This window comes from Brevundimonas sp. Root1423, assembly GCF_001426805.1.
Map to the genome: position 1 here is coordinate 346860 of NZ_LMFL01000045.1, position 22641 is coordinate 369500.

Below are 22641 nucleotides of genomic sequence, written 5' to 3' on the forward strand. Positions count from 1 at the left end.
GGACCAGGTGACCGCGGAATCGTTCAGGAGTCACCGCTGGCCTGGCGCCAGGCGACAATTTGACAATCAGTGTGTCGCCCTGAGATTCAGGGCGACGCTCCACTGTTGCTTGCCCCGGGGGAAGTCCGAGGCAAGCTAGAAGATCTTGACGATCCTCGAAGCTGGCGAAACCTGAACTGTGGGCGCGCGCTGTCATTTGTCCTCTGATGGGGGATTATGACCTGAGACTAGCGAGAGCGCCATCGCCTCCAAGATCGGCTTCAACGGAAGCATATAAGTCATTTCGCTAGCGTTGCCGGAGAAGACGAGACCCACTGCCGACCATGAACCGTCGTCTTCCTCTTGAACCACAAGCGCACCGGAGTCGCCGTTGGCAGCGAATGGACCTGTCTGCCCTCGCAGAGCGTAGGCCGGCTGGAAATATACGGTTGCGCGGTACTCGACGAACTCCTCTGCGGAGTGATGGACCATGGCTTTGAAAGTCGCGGGATGAGGACCAGCGATCTGGCTCTGAATAAAGCCCGTGGTCATCCCTGTCGTTCGGCCGACCTTGCGAACTCTTGCGCCCTCGCGGGGGTCGGCCACTTGGGCCGGTGTATCAAAATGGTCGCCTTGCCATGACGACATCTGGGCGGGATCGATGATTCTGAAAATGGCGGCGTCGGTATTGTCCGTGAAATTCACTGTGCTCGGATCGCCCGCAGCAAACCTGCCCGTCTGAACATGATGGCCGATCGCCCGGGGATCGGGCTGACCCGCCCCAACATCTTTAATTCCAGGGGCGCTTATCGGGCTACCGACCCTTGCATTGGAGCAGCCGCCGGTGACGTGGTTCGCTGAGAGGCCGTGGATGACCCCCTCCTTATCTTGAACGAGGCAACCGAGAGTTCCTGCCTCGCGAACATTCGCCTGGCTGATCGAGCGGCCGCAGGGATAGCGCGACCATTGGGAGCCTGGCGGAACGAGCGCCGGCGGTGGCGCCGCGGCGGGATCGACTACGGGCGGCTTGGCCACCTCGAACGTCACGCTGGTCTCGCCTTCATAGCTGCTCGCAAGCGCCTCCTGCTCCGCCTTCGTCAGCTGTCGCGCAGTATAGACGACGATTGCCCCGTCATCCCCCTCGTGGGGATTAAAGCCAACGGCCGTGATCGGCTTTTTGGTCAGAGCCTCGGCTCCCTCGGCAGAGAACATCTCCGCGCCGCCCTCGATATTGAACCGCGCCCGGGTCACCGCGCCCCCCACGCTATGGAACAGCTGCAGCTCTTCGGCCCAGGCGCGCAGTGAGAGCGCCTCCTGTTCAAGCTTCCTGCGATCGCCCGCCATCCGTCACTCCTCCGAGACCGTGAACACCGCCCGATCATCATCTGTCGCGGTGGAATGCGTTGCGCCATCCGCAGTCAATAAGAAGGCGCCAGCGCGGTCAGGCGCTCTGAGGCCAACCCTGAGCTGATGGGTGACCCCGCCTGACCACTCAACGGCACCAATCCTGCCCGCGTCGGCTGGCGGCCGACGCGGATCTTCCGCCTCCAGAAGCCGCAGTTCTAGCTGAATCCGCTCCGCGGGCGCGGCGGGGGTCAGGAGGACGTCGATCTCCTCGCCGCGCCGGTAGGACATTTGGTTGACGGAGACGGAGATCGCTGGTCGCCCATCGGCGGCCGTGTAGCCCTCCGCGGGAAGCTGTGCGCCGAACCAGGTGTAGAGCTGATTTCTGAACTGCCGCTCTCTCAGAACCTTGTTGTGCTCGCCAGGCGCATAGTGATGGATCGCGTCCGTGAGGACCGAACTCCACAAGGGCACCGCGCCGTCCCCAGCGTTTCCGTCCTGAACGGCGCGTTCCGCCATGCCGTCGCGCAGGTCCACCCCTGTCGCCGTTCTGTGACCTGTCGCTGCGACAGCCGTGTAGGCGACATGCATTGGTCGGCGATCTGCGCCAAGCGCGGCTCTCAACTCCTCCGCCGCTCTAAGGTTCTCGGTGGAGAGCTGCAGCGTGGCGGCGACTTCATCTTCATATATGTCCATCGCGGTGAGCCCCCCGCCCATCGGCTGGCGCGCGATCACCAGGCCGCGTTCAGGAAAAAGCTGATAGAGCGACGGGAAACGCGGATTAGCCGCGAGCGTCTTTGTGTCAGTCCCCGACAATCCGCTGGTCCCCTCCAACCCCAGCGCGCGCACGAGGGCGACCGGAGCGCCGCGATGTGGTGTGGCGACGGTCATGAGGCGGGTTACACACGGCCAGCTTAGCCGGTCCTCGAACTGACCACTCTCGATAAAGTAGCGCGCCACCAGGCCGCCCATGGAATGGGCCACGACACTGAGAGAGGTGCACCCGTTGGCGATCATCCCATCGAGATGATCAGCAAGAGCCGCAGAGGCTTCGCGAATGTCCACTCGCCAATCGTAGTGGAATGGTACGAACTGGGCCTTCGGCACTCCTAAGGCACCAGAGGCTATGCTGCCCAAGTCAGCAATCACACGCTCATAGATCGGGAAACACCAGACCCTCTCGATGACGCCGGTCGCCACCGCTCGATGATCCGAAAGCTTGGCAATCCGTCGATAGCCGAGCTTAGCTTCTGCCGGAGTTGGAGGCCAGACCACCTCTCCGTCAAGCTCCAGCCGACAGCCCATTATTCCCGGGACGAAGGTGATGCCTTCCATGAGACGCCCCGCACGGTTGGGTCTGTTGATGAGATAGAACCGCGGGTTCGCCCGCTGACGCACTGCAACGTTTTTCGGGCGGCTTTACAACCCGGAATTGCGCATCCCGGCAAAACTGCATGGGGCCTGACGTCAGCGGAAGCTTGGCCTAACCGCAACCCCACTGGACAGCTGAGGATCCGAGGGTCCGGTCAGATAGAGGCCTTGGCCGCTCGCCATACATGAGCAAGCGAGCTGATTGCGGTGGCTCTTTTAAGAAGAAGGCAGGCCACCGTCCTGGCGCGCGATTTCAGCCAGCATGGCGCCTAAGTCGTCGCGTCTTTCGAGGCTGGACCCGATGTTGGACTGCGGACATCAGGCCGCCCTGCCGGCGAGGCTGCCGTCTCTGGATCCTTGATTGGACGTGTGAAGTCGCACCCCACCGAGTAACGGCTACATCCGTGGAACGGTGAGTGGCCCGAGGTCCGCAGTTTCAGCACGCCAGACTGGCATTTAGGGCAAGTCTCCAGAGCTTCGCCGTCGACCGCCTCGACGACCAACTGCTCTCGCGAGACCAGCTCGGTCACGAACCTGGAGGGCTTTTCTAGCGAGGTGTAGAGCCGCACCTGTCGGCTCGCCCGCGTCAGAGCCACGTAGAAGAGGCGCCGCTCCTCGGCCATCGCAAACGTTTCGGCGGCGGGCATGGCGAGCTGGAGAACCGGGTCATCCTCGATTTGGCTTGGGAAGCCCAGTCGGTCTTCGACCAACCCCAGGACGTACACGTACTCCGCCTCCAGCCCTTTTGACGCGTGCACGGTCTTGAACCGCACATCCAGCTGCTCGGCAAAGCGTCGAGCCCATCGCTGCAGCCGTTTGGGCTCATCGTTCAGATACCGCCCAAGGAAAAGGACCGTGGTCCGACCCTCCTTTCCGGCCTGAAGTTTGCCCTGGTCCAGCAGGCTGGCCATATGCTCGAGCTGCTGCTCGATGTGCGCTTCGATCTTGCTGGGATCGGTGAAGCCGTATGCCTGCAACGGTCGGTTCTCATAGCCGCTGGTGGACCGGACGATCTTCTTCAGCTGCTTCGGATTGGCCTGAACGAACTCGCTGGTGACGTCGCAAAGCGCTTGCGGGCACCTGAAGGTCGTCGCCAGCTGAAGCGTCGTCGAGTGGCTGAAGAAGGCGCCGAACTCTGACATCACGGCCAAGTCCGCGCCGGCGAACCGATTGATCCCCTGCCAGTCATCTCCGACCACCGTCAGATGGGCATCATCTGCCTTCGTCAGCGCTTGAAGCAGGCGCACGCGCGCTCGCGAACTGTCCTGGAACTCATCTGCCAGGACGACCGAGTAGGGGCTCTCGTAACGACCCGTTTCGATATGCTCGGCGGCAAGGCGCAGCATGTCCTCAAAATCAATGTAGCCGCCTGCACGCAGCCGCCGCTCCCATTCGGCAGAGACACGCTCAAAGATCTTCAGGAACAGCCCGGCCCGATATCCGTGTCGTCGGCCGCCCTGGTCCTGCGCCGCTCGCTCGAGTTCGACCTGAGAGAGGCCGTTGTTCTTCACGTGCTGCTGGAAAACGCGAAGCGTCCTGGCCAGCTGTTTATCGGTCAAAGGAGGTTGGCCAACGGTCTTGCGGGTCGCATCGTAGTTCAGCTCGACGCCCCGACTGACAAGTTCGTCTCTCAGGCGGTTCAGGGCCTCGTTGGTCCGGATTTCCGCCGAGGTCGTTTCGAACAGCTCAGTGCCGTTTTCCTTGTGAAGCGCCCGCTTCCAGTGAACGCCGGCGACGTATTTGTCGCCGAAGTGGGGCGGCGCCTTGCCGTTCTCATCGAGCGCGAAATGCTCGTGATAGAGGCCGATTTCCGGGTAGTAGAAGTCCGGACGATACTGGCGATACTGTTCGCTCGCCGTATCGTGCTCGTAGGCCGGCTCGTAGGCGTAAACGACGCCATTGAAGAATAGCCAGTTGCAGATGAGCTGCTCTTCCCTGCTCTTGACCACCTTGCCGTCGGCGGTCCTGAAGCCGCGCCGCTTGCCGTCAGAGGCTTCAGGTTCCGCCCGTTCGCCCGCCGTACCGACATCGCGGGCATAGACGGTTCTGAACACGTCCCAATCCAGCTTGAATGCAGGATCCTGTTGCGCCAACGACCGGGCAATATCGACAACAGCTGCGATGTCCTTTCCGTTGGTCTCGACCCACGGGGCCAGCGACGGCTTCTTGCCGGTGGCCCTGCCTATGACGGCCAGCCCAAACGTATGGAAGGTTTGGGCGGTGACCGCCTCGATGCCCTGGAACTCAGCCAGTCGCTCACGGACGCGCGCACCGAGCTCCTCCGCGGCATCACGGTTGAACGCCAACAGGAGGATCTGACTTGGGGCAGCCAGGTTCTGGCGCAGGAGGTAGCCGGTCTTGGCCACCATGGTCGATGTTTTGCCGGACCCGGCCGCGGCGACCACCATGACGTTGTCGTCCATGCAGATGCAGGCATGGATCTGCTCGTCGGTGAGCGGACTCTTCTCGACGGTGTCGAAGAAGGTTTTCAGCTCGACCTTATGTCGCTCGAGGATGGCTTGATTGTGCAGGTCAAACCTGAGGGTCGAGCGATGCGGATCAGGTAACCCTTGCTGCTGCGCCCTTATGCTCTCCGAAAGCCGCGTCGTGCTCCAGGCAGGCTGGGGAGGCGGGTGCTGGGCCAGGAACCGCTGCGCGGCGCCGGAGGGGATCCATCCTGACTGTCCAAATTGAGCGGCGAACAGGGCGTCCCAGGTCGCCTGCTGCAGCTTGCGTTGCTGTTCGAGACGCTGAGGCGTCGGCGCAGGGTTCGGCGCCGGCGAAAGGTATCCCGGCTTCTTGTCCCTGGAGCCCTTGATCAGGCCGTCGAGCACGAGGCCGGCTGCGCCGACAAGGATCCACTCCAACATGGGCTGTTCACGCGCCGCTAGTCATTGAACCAGCCGCCCCCGGTCAGGTATCCGCCGTCTCCAAGGTAGGCGGCCCCGCCGGACCCGCCCGAGATCGCATCGTAGATATCCTGCATGGAGGCATCCTCCTTCTCGATAAGCGGCTTCTTCTTCGCCGACGAACCGATGGGAACGAGAAACCTCTCGAGGTCCGCTGCGTCGGCCCTGAACGCATCAGCGAAATCGATCATGTGCGCGATCAGGTTAATGCCCGACTCGTTCAGAGAATGACTGACGTGCGACGTACCGTCCGAGATGGACAAGGGCTTCTCCATCTCCGCCCGCGTGACTCCCCCCTCGGAGAAGGCGACGTTGAACCCGTTCGTCCTGACCAGGATGTGACAAACGTGGGAGCTGTTGGCGAGCGTATACCCCACCTTGAACTTTCGGGCAGCGAGGCTCCTGCGCCGCCACCCTGTCGCGGCCAGATGGCGAGGAACATCGAAGATCTCAGCCGGCCCGCTTTTGATGGGCACGCTCGGGTCGATTGAAACTCTTCCGTTCCCGCGGTCTGCTTCGGATGCGCGACACCTGATCGTCCAGCGACAGTTCCAGTTGTGAAACTCGAGCCTGTTGATGCGGCCCAGCCTTGCCTGATTGTCAGGACTGGTGATGATTACCCGGTCGTTTACCTGAACGTCGGTCCGGAGGCAGTTGACAGGATATTCCTGCTCTGACCGATCCAGCACGACGAAGGCAGTAATGTAACTCAAAGGTGGGTTCTCATGCCTGCGTTCGACTACCGTAAAGCGAGTTATTCAGACCGAACCCGCCATAAGCAAGGGGCCGTCGCGCACAGTAGAGCCAGGCGCTTTCGGGCTAGGCAGCGCGATGCTTGAGCAGCGAGCCCATCATAGGCGGGAGCGCGCCGTCTCGTTTGAACAGTTCACGGGCCCCACCGCAGGTGTGCATCGGTAAGGGCGTCTCGTTTCTGATCAGATCCTGGCTGACCCATCCCCGTGTCCAACAAACAGCTCACTTCTCCAAGCGCACCAGAATCTCTCGTTCGCCCACCTGCTCCAGGACGACCACATCGCCCGCCGCCGCCGCCGTTCCCTCAAAAAACGCGCGGGTCCCCTTGCGATCACGGAAGATCATCTTGTCCTTCGCGACATCCGTGTCGACGGTTGGACCGGGCTCGAACCGGACAGTGAAAGGCGTGCCCCGGTCCGCCTTGCTTGTCCCACCCAAGCCACCCTCCGGGATCATCTCGGGGCATTGACGCAGATAGAAATGGTGGTTGCCGATGTTGCCTGCGGTGAGAACAATCCGTGCAGTCTTCATGACGAGAAAAACTCCAAAACGCTATACGTTACAGACGCATGAGCCTCAGCTACGCCACGGATTGATGCGGCGCAATAACGGACCCGACCAGGCGTCTCAAGCGCTCATCCAGGCTCGCCAGGTCCGACAGGCTGACCGTTGCAATGGATAGTCGGGCGTCGTCTGTGCCTCTGATCAAATGCCCGGTCTGGCGCCCTTCGAGGCCTCCAACCTTCTCATGATGGGGGTAGAGCAGCATCACCCGATCACACCGATAGACCTGCGCATACGCCATCATCTGGTACACGTCGGCCTGACCGACACCGCGCTTTTGATCCTCGATCGGGCCTGTCAGGCGCTTCCATTTGGTATCGATGACCAACCGGACCCTCTGGCCGTCGGAGACCACGATGTCCGGTTTGGTTGCAAACCTCAGAGCGTTGTCCTCCGACAGAAGGGCATGATCTCGCGGGCCCTGGAGGCGAACCGTCCAACCGCTGCCAGCCAGAGCCCGTTGAAGAGACCTGCCAATGAACTCCTCAAAGAGCGTGTTCATTTCAAACAGCAGGCTGAAGCCTTCACCCGAGCCCAAGCTCGTCGTTTGGAATCGTTCGCCCAGGAGAAGTCTCGCCAAGGTGAGCAGAGACGCCCAAGTCGCGTTGGTGCGATCAAGAATGACGTCGTCCCAAGGCAGGTTGCGAACGGGGACTGCGCGCACGTCCGCGAACACAAGCGCCAGTTCGGACAGCCGTCGCTGCGATTCAGCCGATCTCGCGATGTGGTGCAGTCGCGTGACGGCGGCCTTCATGATCCGGTTCAGGGCAATGTCAGCGCTTAGCTCATCATAGCGGCAGGCAAGGCGTTGAGGGATTGCTGCAAGGACCGTGAACTGACGCTGCAAATCCAACCTACCGCGCAGCGCGGGCAAGTCCGACTCGTGAGGCACGTAGCGCCGGGGCAGGCCACGGTGGACCACCGCAAAGAGCTGATCGCAGAAGAGCCGTATCAAAATCTCCAGCAGATCATGGTTCTGCCAGCCCAACTGGGTCAGAGAGCCTGTCGCAATCTTGAGGTCCAGGACCCGCGCCAGCATATGAATGAGCCGCTGCCGGGTAGCGCCCTCGTCCAGACCATCGATCTTGGGCAAGATCTCCAGTGTCGTCTCAGGAGTGACAAGAACCCCGACGATCTGTTGTGCGCGCAGGCGGGAATGTCCGTTGACAAGGACTGTCTCGCCGTCGCTTCCACCCAGCCCAGATCGTTTGGCGGCCGCGACGAGCTGATCGGCTGCGTGGCGCGAGATATCTCCGGCCACGACGTCATCGCCGATGCCGAGATATTCCCATTCTCGAAGCGTCCGACGGGTCAAGGCTTGAGCTGATCGTAGGCCGCCACCGCAATGTCTGTGCGCACGGCATAACGCCAGCGGCCTTCGCCGCTCTCATAGGGGTCGGCTCCGGCAGGCGGCCTCAAACGCGTGCGCGTGATGAAGGCGCCCTCATCCTCGGTCTCCCCAAGCACCTGCCGGACCTTTTCCCAGTTTTCGTAGAAATACTCAGTGAGAAGCGGAATGACGCGCGTGCGCATGACCTGCGCCACGTCGTCAGCGGTTTTGCACGGCATGAAGAAGGCGTGACCAATCTGGTGGTCGCGATCAAAGAGATACTCGATACGGGCGTTCAAGCCCTCGAGCGCGCTGACGAGATCGACGCCTGTCCTGGCGCTGGCCGCGGCCAAGGCTTTTGGATCAGGCAGTAGCTCTTCAAACTCGAAGCGTCGCCGCAATGCGGTGTCCAGCAGCGCAATCGAGCGATCCGCCGTGTTCATCGTGCCAATGATGTTCAGGTTCGCCGGCACGCTGAAGGTCTCGCCCGAATAGGGCAGAATGACAGACAGGGCATTCTCGCAGCCGGCCCGTTTGTCGGGCTCGATCAGGGTGATGAGTTCGCCAAAGACCTTCGAAATGTTGGCGCGATTGATCTCGTCGATAATCAGAACATAGGGCTCGGGCGCGGTCCCTATGGACGCCGCTTCACCTCCGCCGGCGATGATCTGCTCCAGAGCGGGCCAGGCGATCTGCTCCGGGTCCAGATTGTAGATCGAGACCTGGCTAAAGCCTCGGCCGTAGATCAGCTCGCGTGGAAGCGGTTCATTGCCGTGCCAAAGCCAGCGCACCGATCGCCGGTGATTATATTCCGATCGTTCGACAGGGGCGAACACATACTCCCCCGTTACCTCGCCGATGGCCCGGAAGGCTTTGTTGCCGTCAGAGACCACCACCAGGTCGCCGACCTTCATCCACGAACGCAGCGCATAGAGCTGCTGGATGTTGGGATCTTGTCCCGTGGCGTCAGGTTTCACCTCCTGCCAACGCGCCTTGATGGCGTTGAAGTCGTCAAACCGTTCGTGAGTCCAGTCGATACTGCCGCCCCACCCCAACGCCACATAGCCGCCTTCGATCGCGTCGCGGAAGATCCGCTCCCCCTCATTTTGCCCGCTCCGACCGAGCGACATCTTGAAGACCTGGCGACCGCGATAGGAGGTCGGCTCCGCAATCGGCCGGCCACGATTTGCCTGCGCAAGCTCGGCAATCTTGCGAAACACGCCAGGCTGGGGACGAAGTGAAAATCCGGTGCCGCCCTCCATGCCGTCCGCATCGGAACCCGTCTCAGGGCGCAGGCCCTCTACAAAATCCTCATAGGCATAGGACTGATGGAAGGTGACAAACCCGATGCGTTTACGCGCCACCAGCTCGCGATAGCGAGCCATCAAGGCAGACCGGCTTTCTGGAGCCATGCCGTCGCAAAGTTCAACGGCCCGCTTGGCCGTCGTCCAGGTCTTGCCGGTCCCTGGCGGACCATAAAGGATCAGGTTTGTGGGAGGGACCGCCAAGGCTTGTTCGGACGTCATCGGGGCTTCAGCTTCCTCAAGATCAGTTTCGTTGGACGCGACGTCGCTCGTCACCCACAGGAAGCTTTGGACGTCCCAGAAATCTCGAGGGGACCAGTCCCAGTCGTCCCGCATGATGGTGAAAATGCTTTGGACCAGAGACAGGAGCTCGCCGTACTCCGCCTCCGTCATCACGTTGGATTTGAACGGACCACGACCGGTCAGACGCTTGGCGGCGCGCTGCAAATACTGGGTTTTGACCGCCAGAGCGTCCTGTGGACGCGCCAGCGCCTGCGCTGTTGTCACCAGGGTTCTGAGTGACCCTCCAGTGAACCTGGGGTGAATCCGGCTCGCGCAGCGTGCTGCGCTCGCGGGCGCAGGGCCGGCGTCAGCCAACATCTCGTCGATCGCATCGGTGACGGCCTGACGATCCATCTGGGACAGGCTCTCCAGGTGGGAGAGCGCGCGCCACCCGACGAAATTGGAGGGGGGCTGCCAAAGCAGACTCAGAACCTTGGCGCCGGACGACTCATCTGGGTCTGTCGTCGACAGCGTCTGCTCCACCCGGCCCAGCACCACGTCCTTGTAGGCGCGCTCGTCGTCCCAGTAGGAACCGTGCTTCGCCTGAAATCCGAGGTCCGCGAAGTCCGGATACTTTTCGAGAAACTGGACCTTCATTTCCTGGAGCGCGGCGAGGTTCAGAGTTCCGACAGGGGCTTCTCGACCCCCTGCCTCAGCCTCTCGGAACTGCGAATAGTAGGTTATCGTCGCGCGATAGCCGGCGAGGTTGGCGTAGACGTCGCCGTCGATCGGGAAGGGAGCCGGATTGGGCCGCCCGTTCCGTTCGTCCTGTTTCGTGTAGGTGAGCGTCGTGCGAATGGTCGCCAACGCATCCTGGTCGTAGGCTGCGTCCAGATCCCCGAACGCAGCTTCCAGGCGGTTGCCTTGAGACCATTGAACCGACTGGGTCTTGGCGGTGAATCCGCGCTGACCAAGCCACTCTCTGAATGCTTCTCTCATTGTTCCAGTCTTCTAAGCTCACGGCTCGGATATCAAATCTGAACTCCGGGCGCCGCCGAACCTGCGTTCAGCCCGGGTATGCCCCCGGGTGAGGATCCGGGATTTTGTGATGGATTGGCTAGACTTCCGCGTCGTCATGGCCGCCGTTATTTGCCCACGATCCGCAGCGCGTTCGGAAGCACCCCAGCGGCGCGCTGAGAAAGAGGTGACCGCAGCGGGATGCACCGCCCCCTGAGCGCCTAGTCATCCGGAGATCTGGGCGGCCTCCCATTCCCCGTACGTCTTGCCGTCGAGGGCCCTGCGCCAGGCCGTTGGGCCTGCCGTTTGTCGACCGTAGACCACGGCGCCTGCGGCGCTGGGAGAGGTAAAGGCGTAGTTTTTGACGAAGACGCAGTGATCCCCATCCGGCTTCAGGACGCCCGACTGAACGAGGGTCTCGTGCAAGGCGGCGTATGAGCTCGCCGAGACTTCCTTTCCTTCCCAGGATAGCCGCGCCTGCGATCCAGCGAGTACGATAAACTCACCGTCGGTGATCTGGGCCGTAGCTTTCAGACCGTGTTTTGGGGAGTCGATGACGAACGTGTCTGCGGCGTCGGTGACGCTTGGCGTCGCGGCGCTAGCGGGCTTTGTCGGCCGCGTCTGCTCCACGAAGATGTCGATCCGAATGGCGGGCAGCACCAGGAACAGGAAGTCGAGGAACACTTCCATATCCGAGGCGGCCGCTTCCGACAGACGGGATTTCGGGGGAGTGTTCCCGTTGTCCAGTGTGACAACACCAACCTTCTTGGCCTCGGCGACCAGACGGGATTCCAGATATTTAACGTGGGCCTTGTTCAGGCTGTTTCCCGACGCGGATACCAGCACGGCCGAGGTCCACCACTCCTTGCCAGAGTGGTTCTTAAGACGCTCACCCAGCTCCTCCGCCTCCCCGATGTAGGCGTGTGGTTTGCCGTCTTTTTCACCGGTCAGAAGATAGACGCCCGTACGACCAAGCTCGGCGCGTTTGATGGCCTCCGGCAGCCGCGTGCGGGGCACGTGCAGGACATGACCCGTCCAGTTGAACACCTGGGCCGTAATCATCCCGTCGGGACGCCCGTCAATGAAGTAGAGCTCGAGCGAGCGGGGCTGTCGCGGGTTACTCACTTGGACTCCTCGCGCAGCTCTGCGCTAGTTGAAGCAGCGTCACTCGACGTCAGCCGTCGCTTGACGCAGCTCGTCGAACTTCGCCTGGGACCGCACCAGGGTGTCGAGGGCATCGTGCAACGGCTGGAGAGCAAGTTGCGGGGTCTCTTGAACCAGGGCGTCGCTCATGGCCGAGGGCTCGACGATCACGGGAAGGAAGAAGGATCCGCTCTTCTCGTCGTAGCTGAATCCCAGACCCCTCAGGTCGGCGATCAGGGCAGTGTTAGCGCCGACCGCCTTGCGCCAGCGAAGTTTTCCAACGTCGTTCCGCACCCACCGGAATCCAAGCTTCGCATGCCCGAGACCCAAGAGCTGACTCAGCCAGTAACCGTCCTTTGCACCCTCTAGATCGCTATCGGCTTCGAGAGAGAACTGACAGAAGAACTCGTCGCCGGAAGAGCCATCCGGTTTTCTCCAGGCCTTCGGAGCAAGCCAGCTTCCGTCATCGTCCCAAGCGGTCTCGCCCTCCCAATGGGTCTTGGTAAGGTGCCGCTCGACAACCTCGTCTATGGCTTCACCTACGAGGGGTTGAAGCGTGTCCTCCAGATGACGCGTCACCGCCTCCAAGTCCTTGAGATTGGAGACGATCAGCGAGTTCAGCTCGGCTTGTGCCATTTGTTTCTCCTAAAACTGTCGTGCGTGATGAGCGAACTGCCGAAGCAGCTGGTCCTGGAAGGTTTGGTCGGCTGTTGGATGGGTTCGGGCGACGGCGTTCGCGGCTCGGACCACGCAGCGCCAGCTCGCATAGATCGAGCCAGGCGGAGGAGCCAGCGCGGGGGTTGGGCTGAGATAGATGAGCACGGCGCGTTTGCCCAACGTCTCAGCTTTTCGGCGCAAGACCCGATCATATCGGCTCAGCTGTTCGAGCCCCTCTCCTGCCCCGATTTTGACTTCGATGAGCAGGATGAAGTCGGGACCTTCAATGGACAGGTCCACGCGATCGTCTGCGGCGCCCAAGGGGCAAGCCTCAGTCTGAACCGTGTAACCTCGCCTGAGTTCTTCTTCCTCAGGAAGCCCGGTTCGATCAGGACCACGTAGCGTGTTCAAAAACGCGTTGAGAAAAGCGACGCCGCGATCGCCGGAGACCACCGGACTGAACAGGGAGGCGAGCACAGCCGAGTTCCGGACTTCATCGCGCTTAAGTCCCGCCATGGACCAAACGTTTTGAAGCGTGCCGTCAGTCCTCGCTGATGCGATCGCTGGCTTCAAAGATGTTAGCAGACGCTCCACGAGCGCCCGGGCGATAGGGGCCGCCTGCGGAACCGGGGAGACGTCAACTGGAGAGGGCAAGACCGCTCGGATCTGCGATAGGACGCTCGACAAACGCTCGACCAAATCGTCCGCCGGCTCTTCCTGTCTGAGGTCTCGCCACGCTGCCATGAAACTGGTGAAACGGCCGGGTTCGATCAGCACGTCAGACTCCGGACGGGTCATATCTGCGACGCCAGTATACCGGCCCGCTGCAATCCTTCGCGTGCCTCAGCTTTCAGGCTGTAGCTGACGCTCGGCCCTGAACGTTCCTTGCTCAGCAGGATGCTGGAGAGATCCTGACCGTCTACGACGAAGCGCCGAAAGCACCCGAACCGGTCGTAGACAAGATGACCAATCAGCAGCCCTACGTCGCCTTTCCCGCGCACCTTCAGGGCATCCTGGTAAGTGCCGCCTGGGTTTTCAGCGATCCATCGGAGAAACTGAAGTTCCTCCTCGTTGGGCGGGCGGACCTTGCTGAACGCCACGGCAATCGTGTCGACCAGATCCAGATCCTGAACCTCGGTCGCCATGCGAGCATGGGCCTGCGCATCATCGGCCGACAGCTCGATTGGACGAAGAGCAAGCTCTCGCTCGCAGGCGTCCCGAAGGCTCGCCAGATCCTGGCGCTCTGCCCGAACGCGCAACTCTCGGATCTCGCGCGTGGCCATGGTCGACAGCCGATCAATCGCGCTGGCGACGTGTTTGTCGTCAAAAGCCCCCAAGTCGTCCTCCCCGGCCATTACGGCAGTTGTTTCGCGAGTATCTGGCCTCAGAACTCGTCGGCATCCAAAATCAGCATCTGTCGGAAATCGGCTTCTGAGAATGCGCCAAACTCCTGACAAGTCGCTCCGGTGTCACGAAGAAACTCACCCAGTTGAGCCGGCGTCACCGGCACACGGATCCAACAATTGTCGACGTAATAGGCAGGGATTCCCCGCTTCTCGGCCCAGGCCGACACACCGCCGGGGCCGAACCGATCGGGCAGCGCCCCCAGACCTACCCGGCGCGCATTCGGCAGCGCTGAGTTCTCCAAGGTGTGCAGGTCCGCGATCGGATCAACGACGAGCAATCCGCAAGAAAACATCGTCATGGCCGAAGGCCCGAGAAGGCTGCGAGCGTCCAGGCCGTCCCGTCAGAGAGTGCGATGATCCTGACGTCCTCTTCTCCGTCAAACGCCAATTGCCGGGCAATCTCCAGGGCGCCGGGTCGGGACATCGGATGAAACTGGGCGAGCTCTCCTGTCGGCCTATGGCGATACTGCGCCCGATACAGGCGTGTTTGGCGAGGCTGTCCGATCGTCTCGGTCATCACGGCAGCCCCCTATGCCCGGTGGTAGCGACGAGCGCGTGAGCCATGCTCATGCAGAAGCGTCACGATCGAACCATCGCTTGCATTGCACACGACCGCAAGATTTCGCAGACGGTCAAGATCGGGGCCGACGCTGCGCCTCACGTCGCGGTCTGACAGACGTCGACGACTAACGCTTAGCGCCACACAGCCCCCGCCCACGCGTGTTTCGGTGTCGGCGTGAGCGAGAAGCTGCTCGATCAAGCCGTGCGGAACCCCACGCTGGTTGGCTCGGACAGCTGCGTGGCTGGTCAGTTGAAGTTGCATGATTTCCTCCCTTGTTGGCTACGACTGACACGCTAGAGTTCATTTCCGACAAGTTCGGTCGCAAATCGGAGGGGGGTTCGATGCGGCATGAAAAGGCAGCCTTGGTCTTGGAACTTGCACGCCGGCTGGCGGCGAGCGCCGAAGGACTGAGCACCGAAGAGATGGCCGATCAGCTGGGCGTTTGCCGCAGAACCGCCGAACGGATGCGCGATGCGATCGGTCAGGTATTTCCTCAGATGGAGATCCTGCAGGAAGGCGTCAGCAAGCGCTTCCGAATCCCTCGTGGGCTCGACGGCTTCTTTCAATCGCCCACCACCGATGAGTTGGTGGAGCTGTCCCGCGCCATCGACACGCTACGCGATGGCGGCCATCGAAACCGGGCGGCGACGCTCGAGGGCCTCGATCACAAGGTCAAGTCGGCGCTGAAGGCCGAGCACCGCCGGCGCATTTCGCCTGACGTCGAGGCGCTTTCGCGAGCGGAGCTGACGGGGATCCGCGCAGGCCCGCAGCCCGTGGAGGATCCGCGGCTCCTGACCGGAATCCGCCAGGCCCTGATGGGCATGTGCCAGGTCCGGTTCCGCTATCTGGGCGGCTCAAACCCAGGTTCGGTGCGCACCCTTGTTCCTTACGGCCTGTTCTTCGAGCGCATGAACTATCTGGTCGGCGCCGAGATTGGCTCTGATCAGCCGCGGAACTGGCGGCTCGACCGGATCGAGGACTTCGAGGTTCTGGATGCGCCTGGCGCGCCGCCTGAGGCCTTCTCGATCGCTGACTACACCGCGCGTTCGTTCGGCGTGTTTCATGACCGCGTCGAGAAGGTGAGGCTGCACTTCACCGGCGACGCGGCCGCGGAAGCGAGGCGCTGGCGGTTCCATCCCAACCAAGTGGTCACCGCTCAAGACGACGGGTCCCTGCTCGTGGAATTCGAGACAGGCGGCATGCTCGAACTTGCCTGGCACCTGTTCACCTGGCGCACGGAGGTGGAGATCCTTTCCCCGGTCGGCCTGCGCGAGGTGATGGTTGCAGAGCTCCAAGCGACCCTCGCGCGACACAGCTCGACTTTTGCGACCGAAGTTGTCGCAGACCCGGCCCAGACTTAGACCATGACCAGATTGCTCTCCGCGTCGCGCCTCAACGCCTTTCAGGCCTGCCGCCACCAAACCGCTCTTTGGCTCCTTGGCGTTAAACCGCCCGAGCGGGCCGATGACGCCATCGCGCTGATCCGCGCCAAGGGCTTCGAGCACGAGGCCATCGTCGTTGATCGGCTTCGAGCTCAGTACGGCGAGGTGGTCGAGATTACTCAAGTCGGATCGCTCGACGACAAGGTCGCCGCGACCCAAGCCGCGATGGACGCGGGCGTACCGGTTATTTACCAGGCGGCGCTGACGAATGGCCGCTGGGTGGGCTATCCGGACTTCCTGGTCCGCACCACCGATGGTCCCGATGGTCGTCCCGCCTATGAACCGGAAGACGCCAAGCTCGCGAAGAAGGCCAAGGCCGAGCACCTGCTGCAGCTTGGCATCTACGCCGAGCTGCTCGAAGGCGCGACGGGCCGACGGCCGATGTTCGGGGCGATCCATGGAGGCGGGAACAACGGGCCGGAACGTTTCCGGCTGGAAGACACCCGCCACATCACGCGGCGGATGATGGGTCAGTTCGAGACCTTCATTGCAACGCCGGAAGAGACCCGGCCGGTCAAGAACGGCGCCTGCGGCCAATGCGATTTTGCGGACCGATGCACAGCCGAATGGCGCGCGGCGGACAGTCCAGTCTTCGTGGCCGGCATCCGCGCGGAGCAGATCATCAAACTGGCCGCCGCCGGCGTTCGGACTTTGACCGATCTGGCCGCCCTCCCCTCTGATCACGCCGTCTCAGGCGTGGGCGCGCCGACCTTGGCAAAGCTGGTGGCCCAGGCTCGTCTGCAAAAGACAGCGGAGACGCGCGGTGAGCATTTCGTAGAAGTGCTGCCGACCGAGCCGCTCCGGGGTTTTGCGATCATGCCGCCGCCTCAGACCGGCGATCTCTTCTACGACATCGAAGGCGACCCCCTCTATCCGGAAGGCTTGGAATACCTGCACGGGCTTTGGGGTCCGGTGGGCGAGACGGCCCAAGACGCCTTCAAGGCCTTCTGGGCGCACGACCACGCTGAAGAGAAGGCGGCGTTCGAGGCGCTGATGGACTTCTTCCAGACGCACCTCGCTCGCTACCCTGGCGCACACATCTTCCACTACGCCCCTTACGAGATGACGGCGCTGAAGCGTCTGGCGATGAAGTATGCGACGCGCGAGGCCGTCTTGGACCAGATGCTGCGCGAGAAGCGTTTCATCGACCTCTATGCGGTGGTGCGTCATGGCATTCAGGCGTCGACCGAAAGCTACTCCCTCAAGGCCCTGGAGAAGATCTACTGGGGTGGCCGATCGGGTGAGGTCACCAATGCCGGCGACAGCATCGTCGAGTACGAGCGCTATCGCGAGCTCGGCGACCAAGCGATTCTGGACGCCATTGAGCGATACAATGAGGACGACGTCGTCTCTACCGCCCGCCTGCGTGATTGGCTGGAGGGGCTGCGGCCGGACGAGGCCCCTTTTGGGCTGGAGCCTGAGCCGGAGGCGGACAAGCCAATCTCGGCCCAGGCAGAAGAGCGTGCTCGCTTCGAGCAAGATCGCTTGGTCACAGCTGAGGCTTTGCGCGCCCAATCGGGGCTGGAGCCTGAACTGCGCGAGCTCGTGGCGGAGCTGCTCTGGTTCCATCAGCGGTCACTGAAGCCGCAGTGGTGGGCGATCTTCGACCGCCAGACCTGGACGGACGATGAACTGGTCGAGGATCCGGAAAGCCTCGGGCGACTGACCCAGGTCAGTGTCGGGACCGAGAAGCGCTCCTTCCTGACCACCTATGCCTTCCCCCCGCAGGACACCAAGTTGAAGGCGGGCGACACGCCACGCATCGCCCTGACCTCTGAGCCCGCCGGAACCATCGTCGAGCTCGACATGGAAAATGGACTGGTGGTGCTCAAGCGTGGAACCGCCAAGGGCGATCTACCTGCCGAGGCTTCGCTCTCGCCCGGCCAACCGATCGCTCAAAAGGCCATGGAGTACGCCCTGCTCGAGATGGCGCGCCGCTTGGCGTCGGGCGATTTCGAGACCGACAAGGCCGTGCTCGACATGCTGCGTCGCCTGCCACCTGACCTGCATGGACGCGTCCGCGGGGCCCCTGTGGTTGCTGCGGCCGGCGACCTCGTGGCCGAAACTGTGCGTGCCGCTACGGACCTGAACGACAGCTGTTTGATCGTTCAGGGCCCGCCGGGCACGGGGAAAACCTACACCACCGCCCGCGCCATCGCCGCACTGTTGCGCGCTGGAAAGCGGGTGGCGGTCTCCTCCAACTCCCACAAGGCGATCAACAACCTCTTGGCCGGCGTCTCCAGGCACTGCCAAGCCGAGGGCCAGGCGCTGCGAGGCGTGAAGAAGGCCTCCCAGGGCCAGCCCGAGTCAGCCTTCGATGGCTACGGCATCATCAGCGTGACAGAGTCAAAAGACGTTCGGCCGGAGTTCGCTCTGGTCGGCGCAACCGCCTTTGAGCTCGCCAAACACCCTGCCAACAGCTTCGACTATCTGTTCGTCGATGAGGCCGGTCAGGTCTCGCTGGGCAACCTGTTGGGAATGGCTGGGGCGACCAAGAACCTCGTGCTGGTCGGCGATCAGATGCAGCTGCCTCAGCCCGTCCAAGGCGTTCACCCCGGCGATTCCGGCCTGTCGGCCATGGACTACGCTATGCAGGACCATCCGACGGTCCCGCCCGAGCGCGGCGTCCTGTTGAATGTCTCTTGGCGAATGCACCCGGACGTCTGCGGCTTCATCTCTGAGGCCATCTATGAAGGACGACTGACCTCGGCGCCATCGACAGCCCAGCAAAGGCTCATTCTTCAACCCGGACTGCATCCGGTCCTTCGGCCGACAGGCGTGGTCACACTGGATCTAGCGCACGCCGGCTGCACGCAAAGTTCGGATGAAGAGGCCGCGGTGATCGCCGACCTGATCCAGCAGCTCGTGGGTCAGGACTGGATCGAGGCGTCGGGCGAGACTCGCGCCCTGACGCTGCAAGACATTCTGGTCGTCACCCCGTTCAACATGCAGGTGTCACTGCTGAAGAAGCGTCTGCCGGCTGGATCTCGCATTGGGACGGTCGATAAGTTCCAGGGACAAGAGGCGCCTGTGGTCCTGGTGTCCATGGCGACGTCGTTCGGGGGGGATGCGCCGCGCGGGACAGAGTTTCTGTTCAATCGCAACAGGCTGAACGTCGCTATCAGCCGCGCCCAAGGCTTGGCCGTGGTGATCAAGGGCGCGCGGCTTCTGGAGTTGCCGACGCCGGGACTGTTGGACCTGCCACGGCTTGATCTGCTGGCGCGTGCCGAAGCCCAGCCATCCTGATCACAACCTTGAGAGAGTCAGGCGACACTGTAGGGTGAAGGGGGAGGCAAGCATGTTTGAAGAAGGTCTGGCGGTCCGAAACCGAAACGACCCGTCGCAGATTGGCGTCATTACAGGCGAAACCAAGGAAAATGGCGGCCGCGTTTACAACCGCGTCAAGCTTTCCAATGGCGAAGCCAGATGGGTTCTACAGATCGCCCTCGAGGCGGTCGCAGAAGCGCCCGACGCCCTACTAGACCTGTCTCGAGGCCATTTTTCCAAGCGCTCCGCGCTGAGCGAAACCTTGACGCACATTCGTCTGACAGGGCGACTGGCGGATCTGATCTACAGCATGGAGAGCACCAATACGGAGTTCCATGCCTATCAGTTCAAGCCGGTGGTCAAGATCCTCAACGCAGCCTCCAAGGGCTTGCTGATCGCCGACGAGGTGGGCTTGGGCAAAACGATCGAAGCGGGTCTGGTCTGGACCGAACTGGTCGCTCGCTATGACGTTCAGCGTCTTCTGGTCGTCTGCCCGAAGTCGCTCCAGGAAAAATGGCGGATGGAGCTGAGCCAAAAGTTCGGCGTCCGCGCCCAGGCGGTCGACGCGGCCGACCTCCTCAGAACGCTGAAGGAGCATGAGCGGACCGGCGAAGACTTCGCGCTGGTGGCGACCCTCTCCGGCATCCGGGCCACCAAGGACTGGGACGACCCTGTCTCGCCGGCCAAAGGGGCACGCGCCGAGCTCGCAAGGTTCCTCAACGATCGAGCCACGGGCGATCCGCTTTTCGACCTCGTCGTCTTTGACGAGGCCCATCATCTGCGCAACCCCGAGACGGCGCAGCACAAGTCCGCACGTCAGATCGTCGACCTTGCGGATTACAAACTCCTGCTGTCGGCGACCCCGATCAACCTGCGAAGCCAGGATCTGCAGTCCATCCTTCGCCTCGTCGAGCCGGACCTGTTCGATCGCGATTGGATATTCAACGAACTGCAGACGGAAAACATCCCCGTCGTCGCAGCCAGGGAGGCGGCGCTGCGACGCGACGCGACTTACGAAGATCTAAGAGACGCTATGGCGTGGATAACGCCTGGCCGCTTCCTGAAAACCGAGGGTCGCCTCGCGGTCCTGAAATCCATCGTAGCGGAAAGGACCGGTCCTATCGCGCCGCATGACAAGGCCGCACTCGCCGCTCGCCTGGAAGAGATGTCCATGCTGGGCGGGATTGTGAACCGGACGCGCCGGCGCGACGTCAACGACTTCAAAGTCCAACGCCGTCCGCAAACAGGCCGTTGGTCGATGGCGGATCATGAGCGCGCCTTCTACGACGCGGCGTCCAACGCCATCGTCCAGTACGCGGTCGACGCCGATGTGAACGAGCAGTTCCTACTTTCCAATAGCCAGAGGATGCTCGCCTCCTGCCTTCCCGCTGCCTATGCGCGGTGGTCAAGCGCCATAGTCGACCCAGGCATCGACGACCCTGACGAAGAACCCACCAAGGCGGCGACCGGCCCTTTGACCGCCATGCTTTCCTCGGTTTGCGGAGACCGTGAAGTTCTGTCCGCCCTCGAAGCTGAGGACAACAAGCTCGGCATCCTTCTGCGTGGGATCGCTGAGACCTGGGCCGCCTACCCGGATGAGAAGGTGATCGTATTCTCAAGCTTCAGGGGGACGATCGATTATCTCGAGACACGGCTTCGCGCCCGCGACATTCCTTGCGTGAAGATGCACGGCTCGGTGAAGCGAGACCGCAACGACATCCTGCGCGAGTTCGAAGACGCTCCTGGAAGGATGGTGCTGTTGACCTCGGAAGTCGGCGGCGAGGGTCTGGATCTTCAGTTCTGCCGGATCCTGGTAAATTACGACCTGCCTTGGAACCCTATGAAGGTCGAACAGCGGATCGGTCGCATCGATCGGATCGGTCAGAAATCCCCGTCCGTTGAGATCCTCAGCCTGATCTGCGAAGGCACGATCGAGGAGCGCATCTATCGGCGCCTCTATGACCGCCTCAACCTCATCGTTCAGACCCTTGGCGGCTATGAGCCGATCCTCGGCGATCTGGTTCGGGAGCTGGAAAAGCGCCTCCTGGATCCCACACTCAGCGCGGAAGAGACGGACGCTGAGATCGAGAGGCAAGCGTCTGCGGCCGAAGCGAGACGCCTCCAAGAGGAAGACCTCGAGAAGGAGGCTGCAGGTCTTATCGCGCACGGGGACATGATCCTTCACCGGATCCAGCGGACCCATGAGCAGCAGCGCTGGATCCAGCCCTTTGAGCTCTACGATTACGTGGCCGGGGCTTTGCGAACGGCCTTTCCCGGAACCGGCCTGGACCGCGCACCAACTGATTATGAGGCCTATGACCTCGTCTTCACGGCGGCGGGGAACCTGGCTTTTCGAGGCTTCCTCGATGAGCGCGCCAAACGCTTCAAGACCGACCTGCGTCGTCAGGAGAAGGTGCGCATCGTCTTCGGCAAACCTCCGGCGAACCTCAGGGGCGTGACCCTTGAAGCAGTCACGACCGCCCATCCGCTCGTGCGCTTCGCGGCCAAGCTGCGGAGCGACGCCGGGCGCGGACTTGCAATGCGGCCAGCGGTCGCCGGCGTGCTCGAACGATCCGAGGCGCTGCATCATCTCGAACCGGGCCAATATGGGCTCGTGATCCAGAAGTGGTCGACCGGGGGCGCAACACCGCAAGACCGTCTTGTCTACGCCGGCGTGAACCTGGCCACGGGCGAAATCCTTTCTGGTGAAGATGCGGAAGCGCTGACCATGTCGGCCGCCCGGGACATGAAGCCACGCGTCGTTCCCCCCGCTGACGCCAACCACGCAGCTCGAAGGATCCAGTCGGATTTGATCGAACAGCAGCTGGATCGCGAGTTCCAAGTCTTCTTCGAGACCGAAGAGGCCACCCACAGCGACAAGCGAGAGACGTTGCTCGCCGTCTTTCAGCAGCAGCTCGACGCCCACCGGGATCGCGTAGAGCGACTGAATGCGGAGCGCCTGGCCGAGGGCGGCAACCGTGCGCGCGTGGTGCCCGCCGAGCGCGGAAAACTGGCCAAGTATGTCGCGATCATGGAGCACCGCATCACGGAAGCGAAGGCGGCCTCCCACTTTGACTGCAGCGACCCGCAAACCCATGCGGCTGCGATTGTGGAGCTCGTCTGATGGCTCGACAGCGCGGTCCTAGCCCGTTTGACGTCCTGGCCAACCTTTTCCCGAAGGCGGAGCGTGAAGATCCGATCCCATCAGTCGCGGGTAGGTCGCCAAAGCCGGCGCCGACGGGGGCCGCTCCACGCACTGCGGCGGAGAAAATCAGCAATCATAAGGCGCAGGCCCGGACCCAACCATCAGCCAAGCCGCCTCTCAAGAGAGCGACGAAGAAGAAGCCCCAACAGAGAGCTCCCACACCCTT

At 62.2% G+C, this 22641-nt stretch carries 15 protein-coding genes; 3 read left to right on the plus strand and 12 right to left on the minus strand.

What is annotated here, in order from left to right:
* Positions 1-192: 192 nt before the first annotated feature.
* From ASD25_RS23420 to ASD25_RS23475, 12 genes are all read right to left on the minus strand, one after another.
* Positions 193-1323, minus strand: coding sequence for a hypothetical protein (locus ASD25_RS23420; RefSeq protein ID WP_056620918.1), 1131 nt, complete (start codon positions 1321-1323; stop codon positions 193-195).
* A gap of 3 nt (positions 1324-1326) precedes the next feature.
* Positions 1327-2658 (minus strand): hypothetical protein, encoded by a 1332-nt coding sequence (locus ASD25_RS23425; RefSeq protein ID WP_156389435.1) that lies wholly within the window; start codon positions 2656-2658, stop codon positions 1327-1329.
* Positions 2659-2963: 305 nt separating this feature from the next.
* On the minus strand, positions 2964-5564 hold the full coding sequence (locus ASD25_RS23430) for a UvrD-helicase domain-containing protein (RefSeq protein WP_056620922.1): 2601 nt from the start codon (positions 5562-5564) through the stop codon (positions 2964-2966).
* A gap of 17 nt (positions 5565-5581) precedes the next feature.
* Complete coding sequence (locus ASD25_RS23435) at positions 5582-6316, minus strand: hypothetical protein (protein ID WP_056620925.1); 735 nt, start codon at positions 6314-6316, stop codon at positions 5582-5584.
* Between the two features lie 262 nt (positions 6317-6578).
* On the minus strand, positions 6579-6887 hold the full coding sequence (locus ASD25_RS23440) for a hypothetical protein (RefSeq protein ID WP_056620927.1): 309 nt from the start codon (positions 6885-6887) through the stop codon (positions 6579-6581).
* A 49-nt stretch (positions 6888-6936) separates the two neighbouring features.
* On the minus strand, positions 6937-8235 hold the full coding sequence (locus ASD25_RS23445) for an McrC family protein (protein ID WP_056620929.1): 1299 nt from the start codon (positions 8233-8235) through the stop codon (positions 6937-6939).
* Entirely contained in the window at positions 8232-10775 is a 2544-nt protein-coding gene (locus tag ASD25_RS23450) for an AAA family ATPase (RefSeq protein ID WP_056620932.1), read from the minus strand. The genes ASD25_RS23445 and ASD25_RS23450 overlap by 4 nt, the downstream gene beginning before the upstream one ends.
* Positions 10776-11018: 243 nt before the next feature.
* Entirely contained in the window at positions 11019-11918 is a 900-nt protein-coding gene (locus ASD25_RS23455) for a GIY-YIG nuclease family protein (RefSeq protein WP_200943699.1), read from the minus strand.
* Between the two features lie 39 nt (positions 11919-11957).
* Positions 11958-12572: a hypothetical protein gene (locus ASD25_RS23460; RefSeq protein ID WP_056620934.1), complete on the minus strand. Its 615-nt coding sequence runs from the start codon at positions 12570-12572 to the stop codon at positions 11958-11960.
* A 9-nt stretch (positions 12573-12581) separates the two neighbouring features.
* Complete coding sequence (locus tag ASD25_RS29745; RefSeq protein WP_162252096.1) at positions 12582-13370, minus strand: PD-(D/E)XK nuclease family protein; 789 nt, start codon at positions 13368-13370, stop codon at positions 12582-12584.
* A 17-nt stretch (positions 13371-13387) separates the two neighbouring features.
* Positions 13388-13948, minus strand: a complete 561-nt coding sequence (locus tag ASD25_RS23470) for a hypothetical protein (RefSeq protein WP_056620939.1) — start codon at positions 13946-13948, stop codon at positions 13388-13390.
* Positions 13949-13977: 29 nt separating this feature from the next.
* Positions 13978-14298, minus strand: a complete 321-nt coding sequence (locus ASD25_RS23475) for a hypothetical protein (protein ID WP_056620941.1) — start codon at positions 14296-14298, stop codon at positions 13978-13980.
* A 604-nt stretch (positions 14299-14902) separates the two neighbouring features.
* Here ASD25_RS23475 and ASD25_RS23480 point away from each other — a divergent pair.
* From ASD25_RS23480 to ASD25_RS23490, 3 genes are read left to right on the plus strand one after another with little or no spacing between them, the layout of a single operon-like run.
* Positions 14903-15922, plus strand: coding sequence for a YafY family protein (locus ASD25_RS23480; RefSeq protein WP_056620944.1), 1020 nt, complete (start codon positions 14903-14905; stop codon positions 15920-15922).
* Between the two features lie 3 nt (positions 15923-15925).
* On the plus strand, positions 15926-19249 hold the full coding sequence (locus ASD25_RS23485) for a TM0106 family RecB-like putative nuclease (RefSeq protein ID WP_082572583.1): 3324 nt from the start codon (positions 15926-15928) through the stop codon (positions 19247-19249).
* Positions 19250-19301: 52 nt separating this feature from the next.
* The gene (locus tag ASD25_RS23490) at positions 19302-22394 is read left to right on the plus strand and encodes a helicase-related protein (RefSeq protein WP_056620950.1); all 3093 of its coding nucleotides are present in this window, start codon (positions 19302-19304) and stop codon (positions 22392-22394) included.
* Positions 22395-22641: the final 247 nt, after the last annotated feature.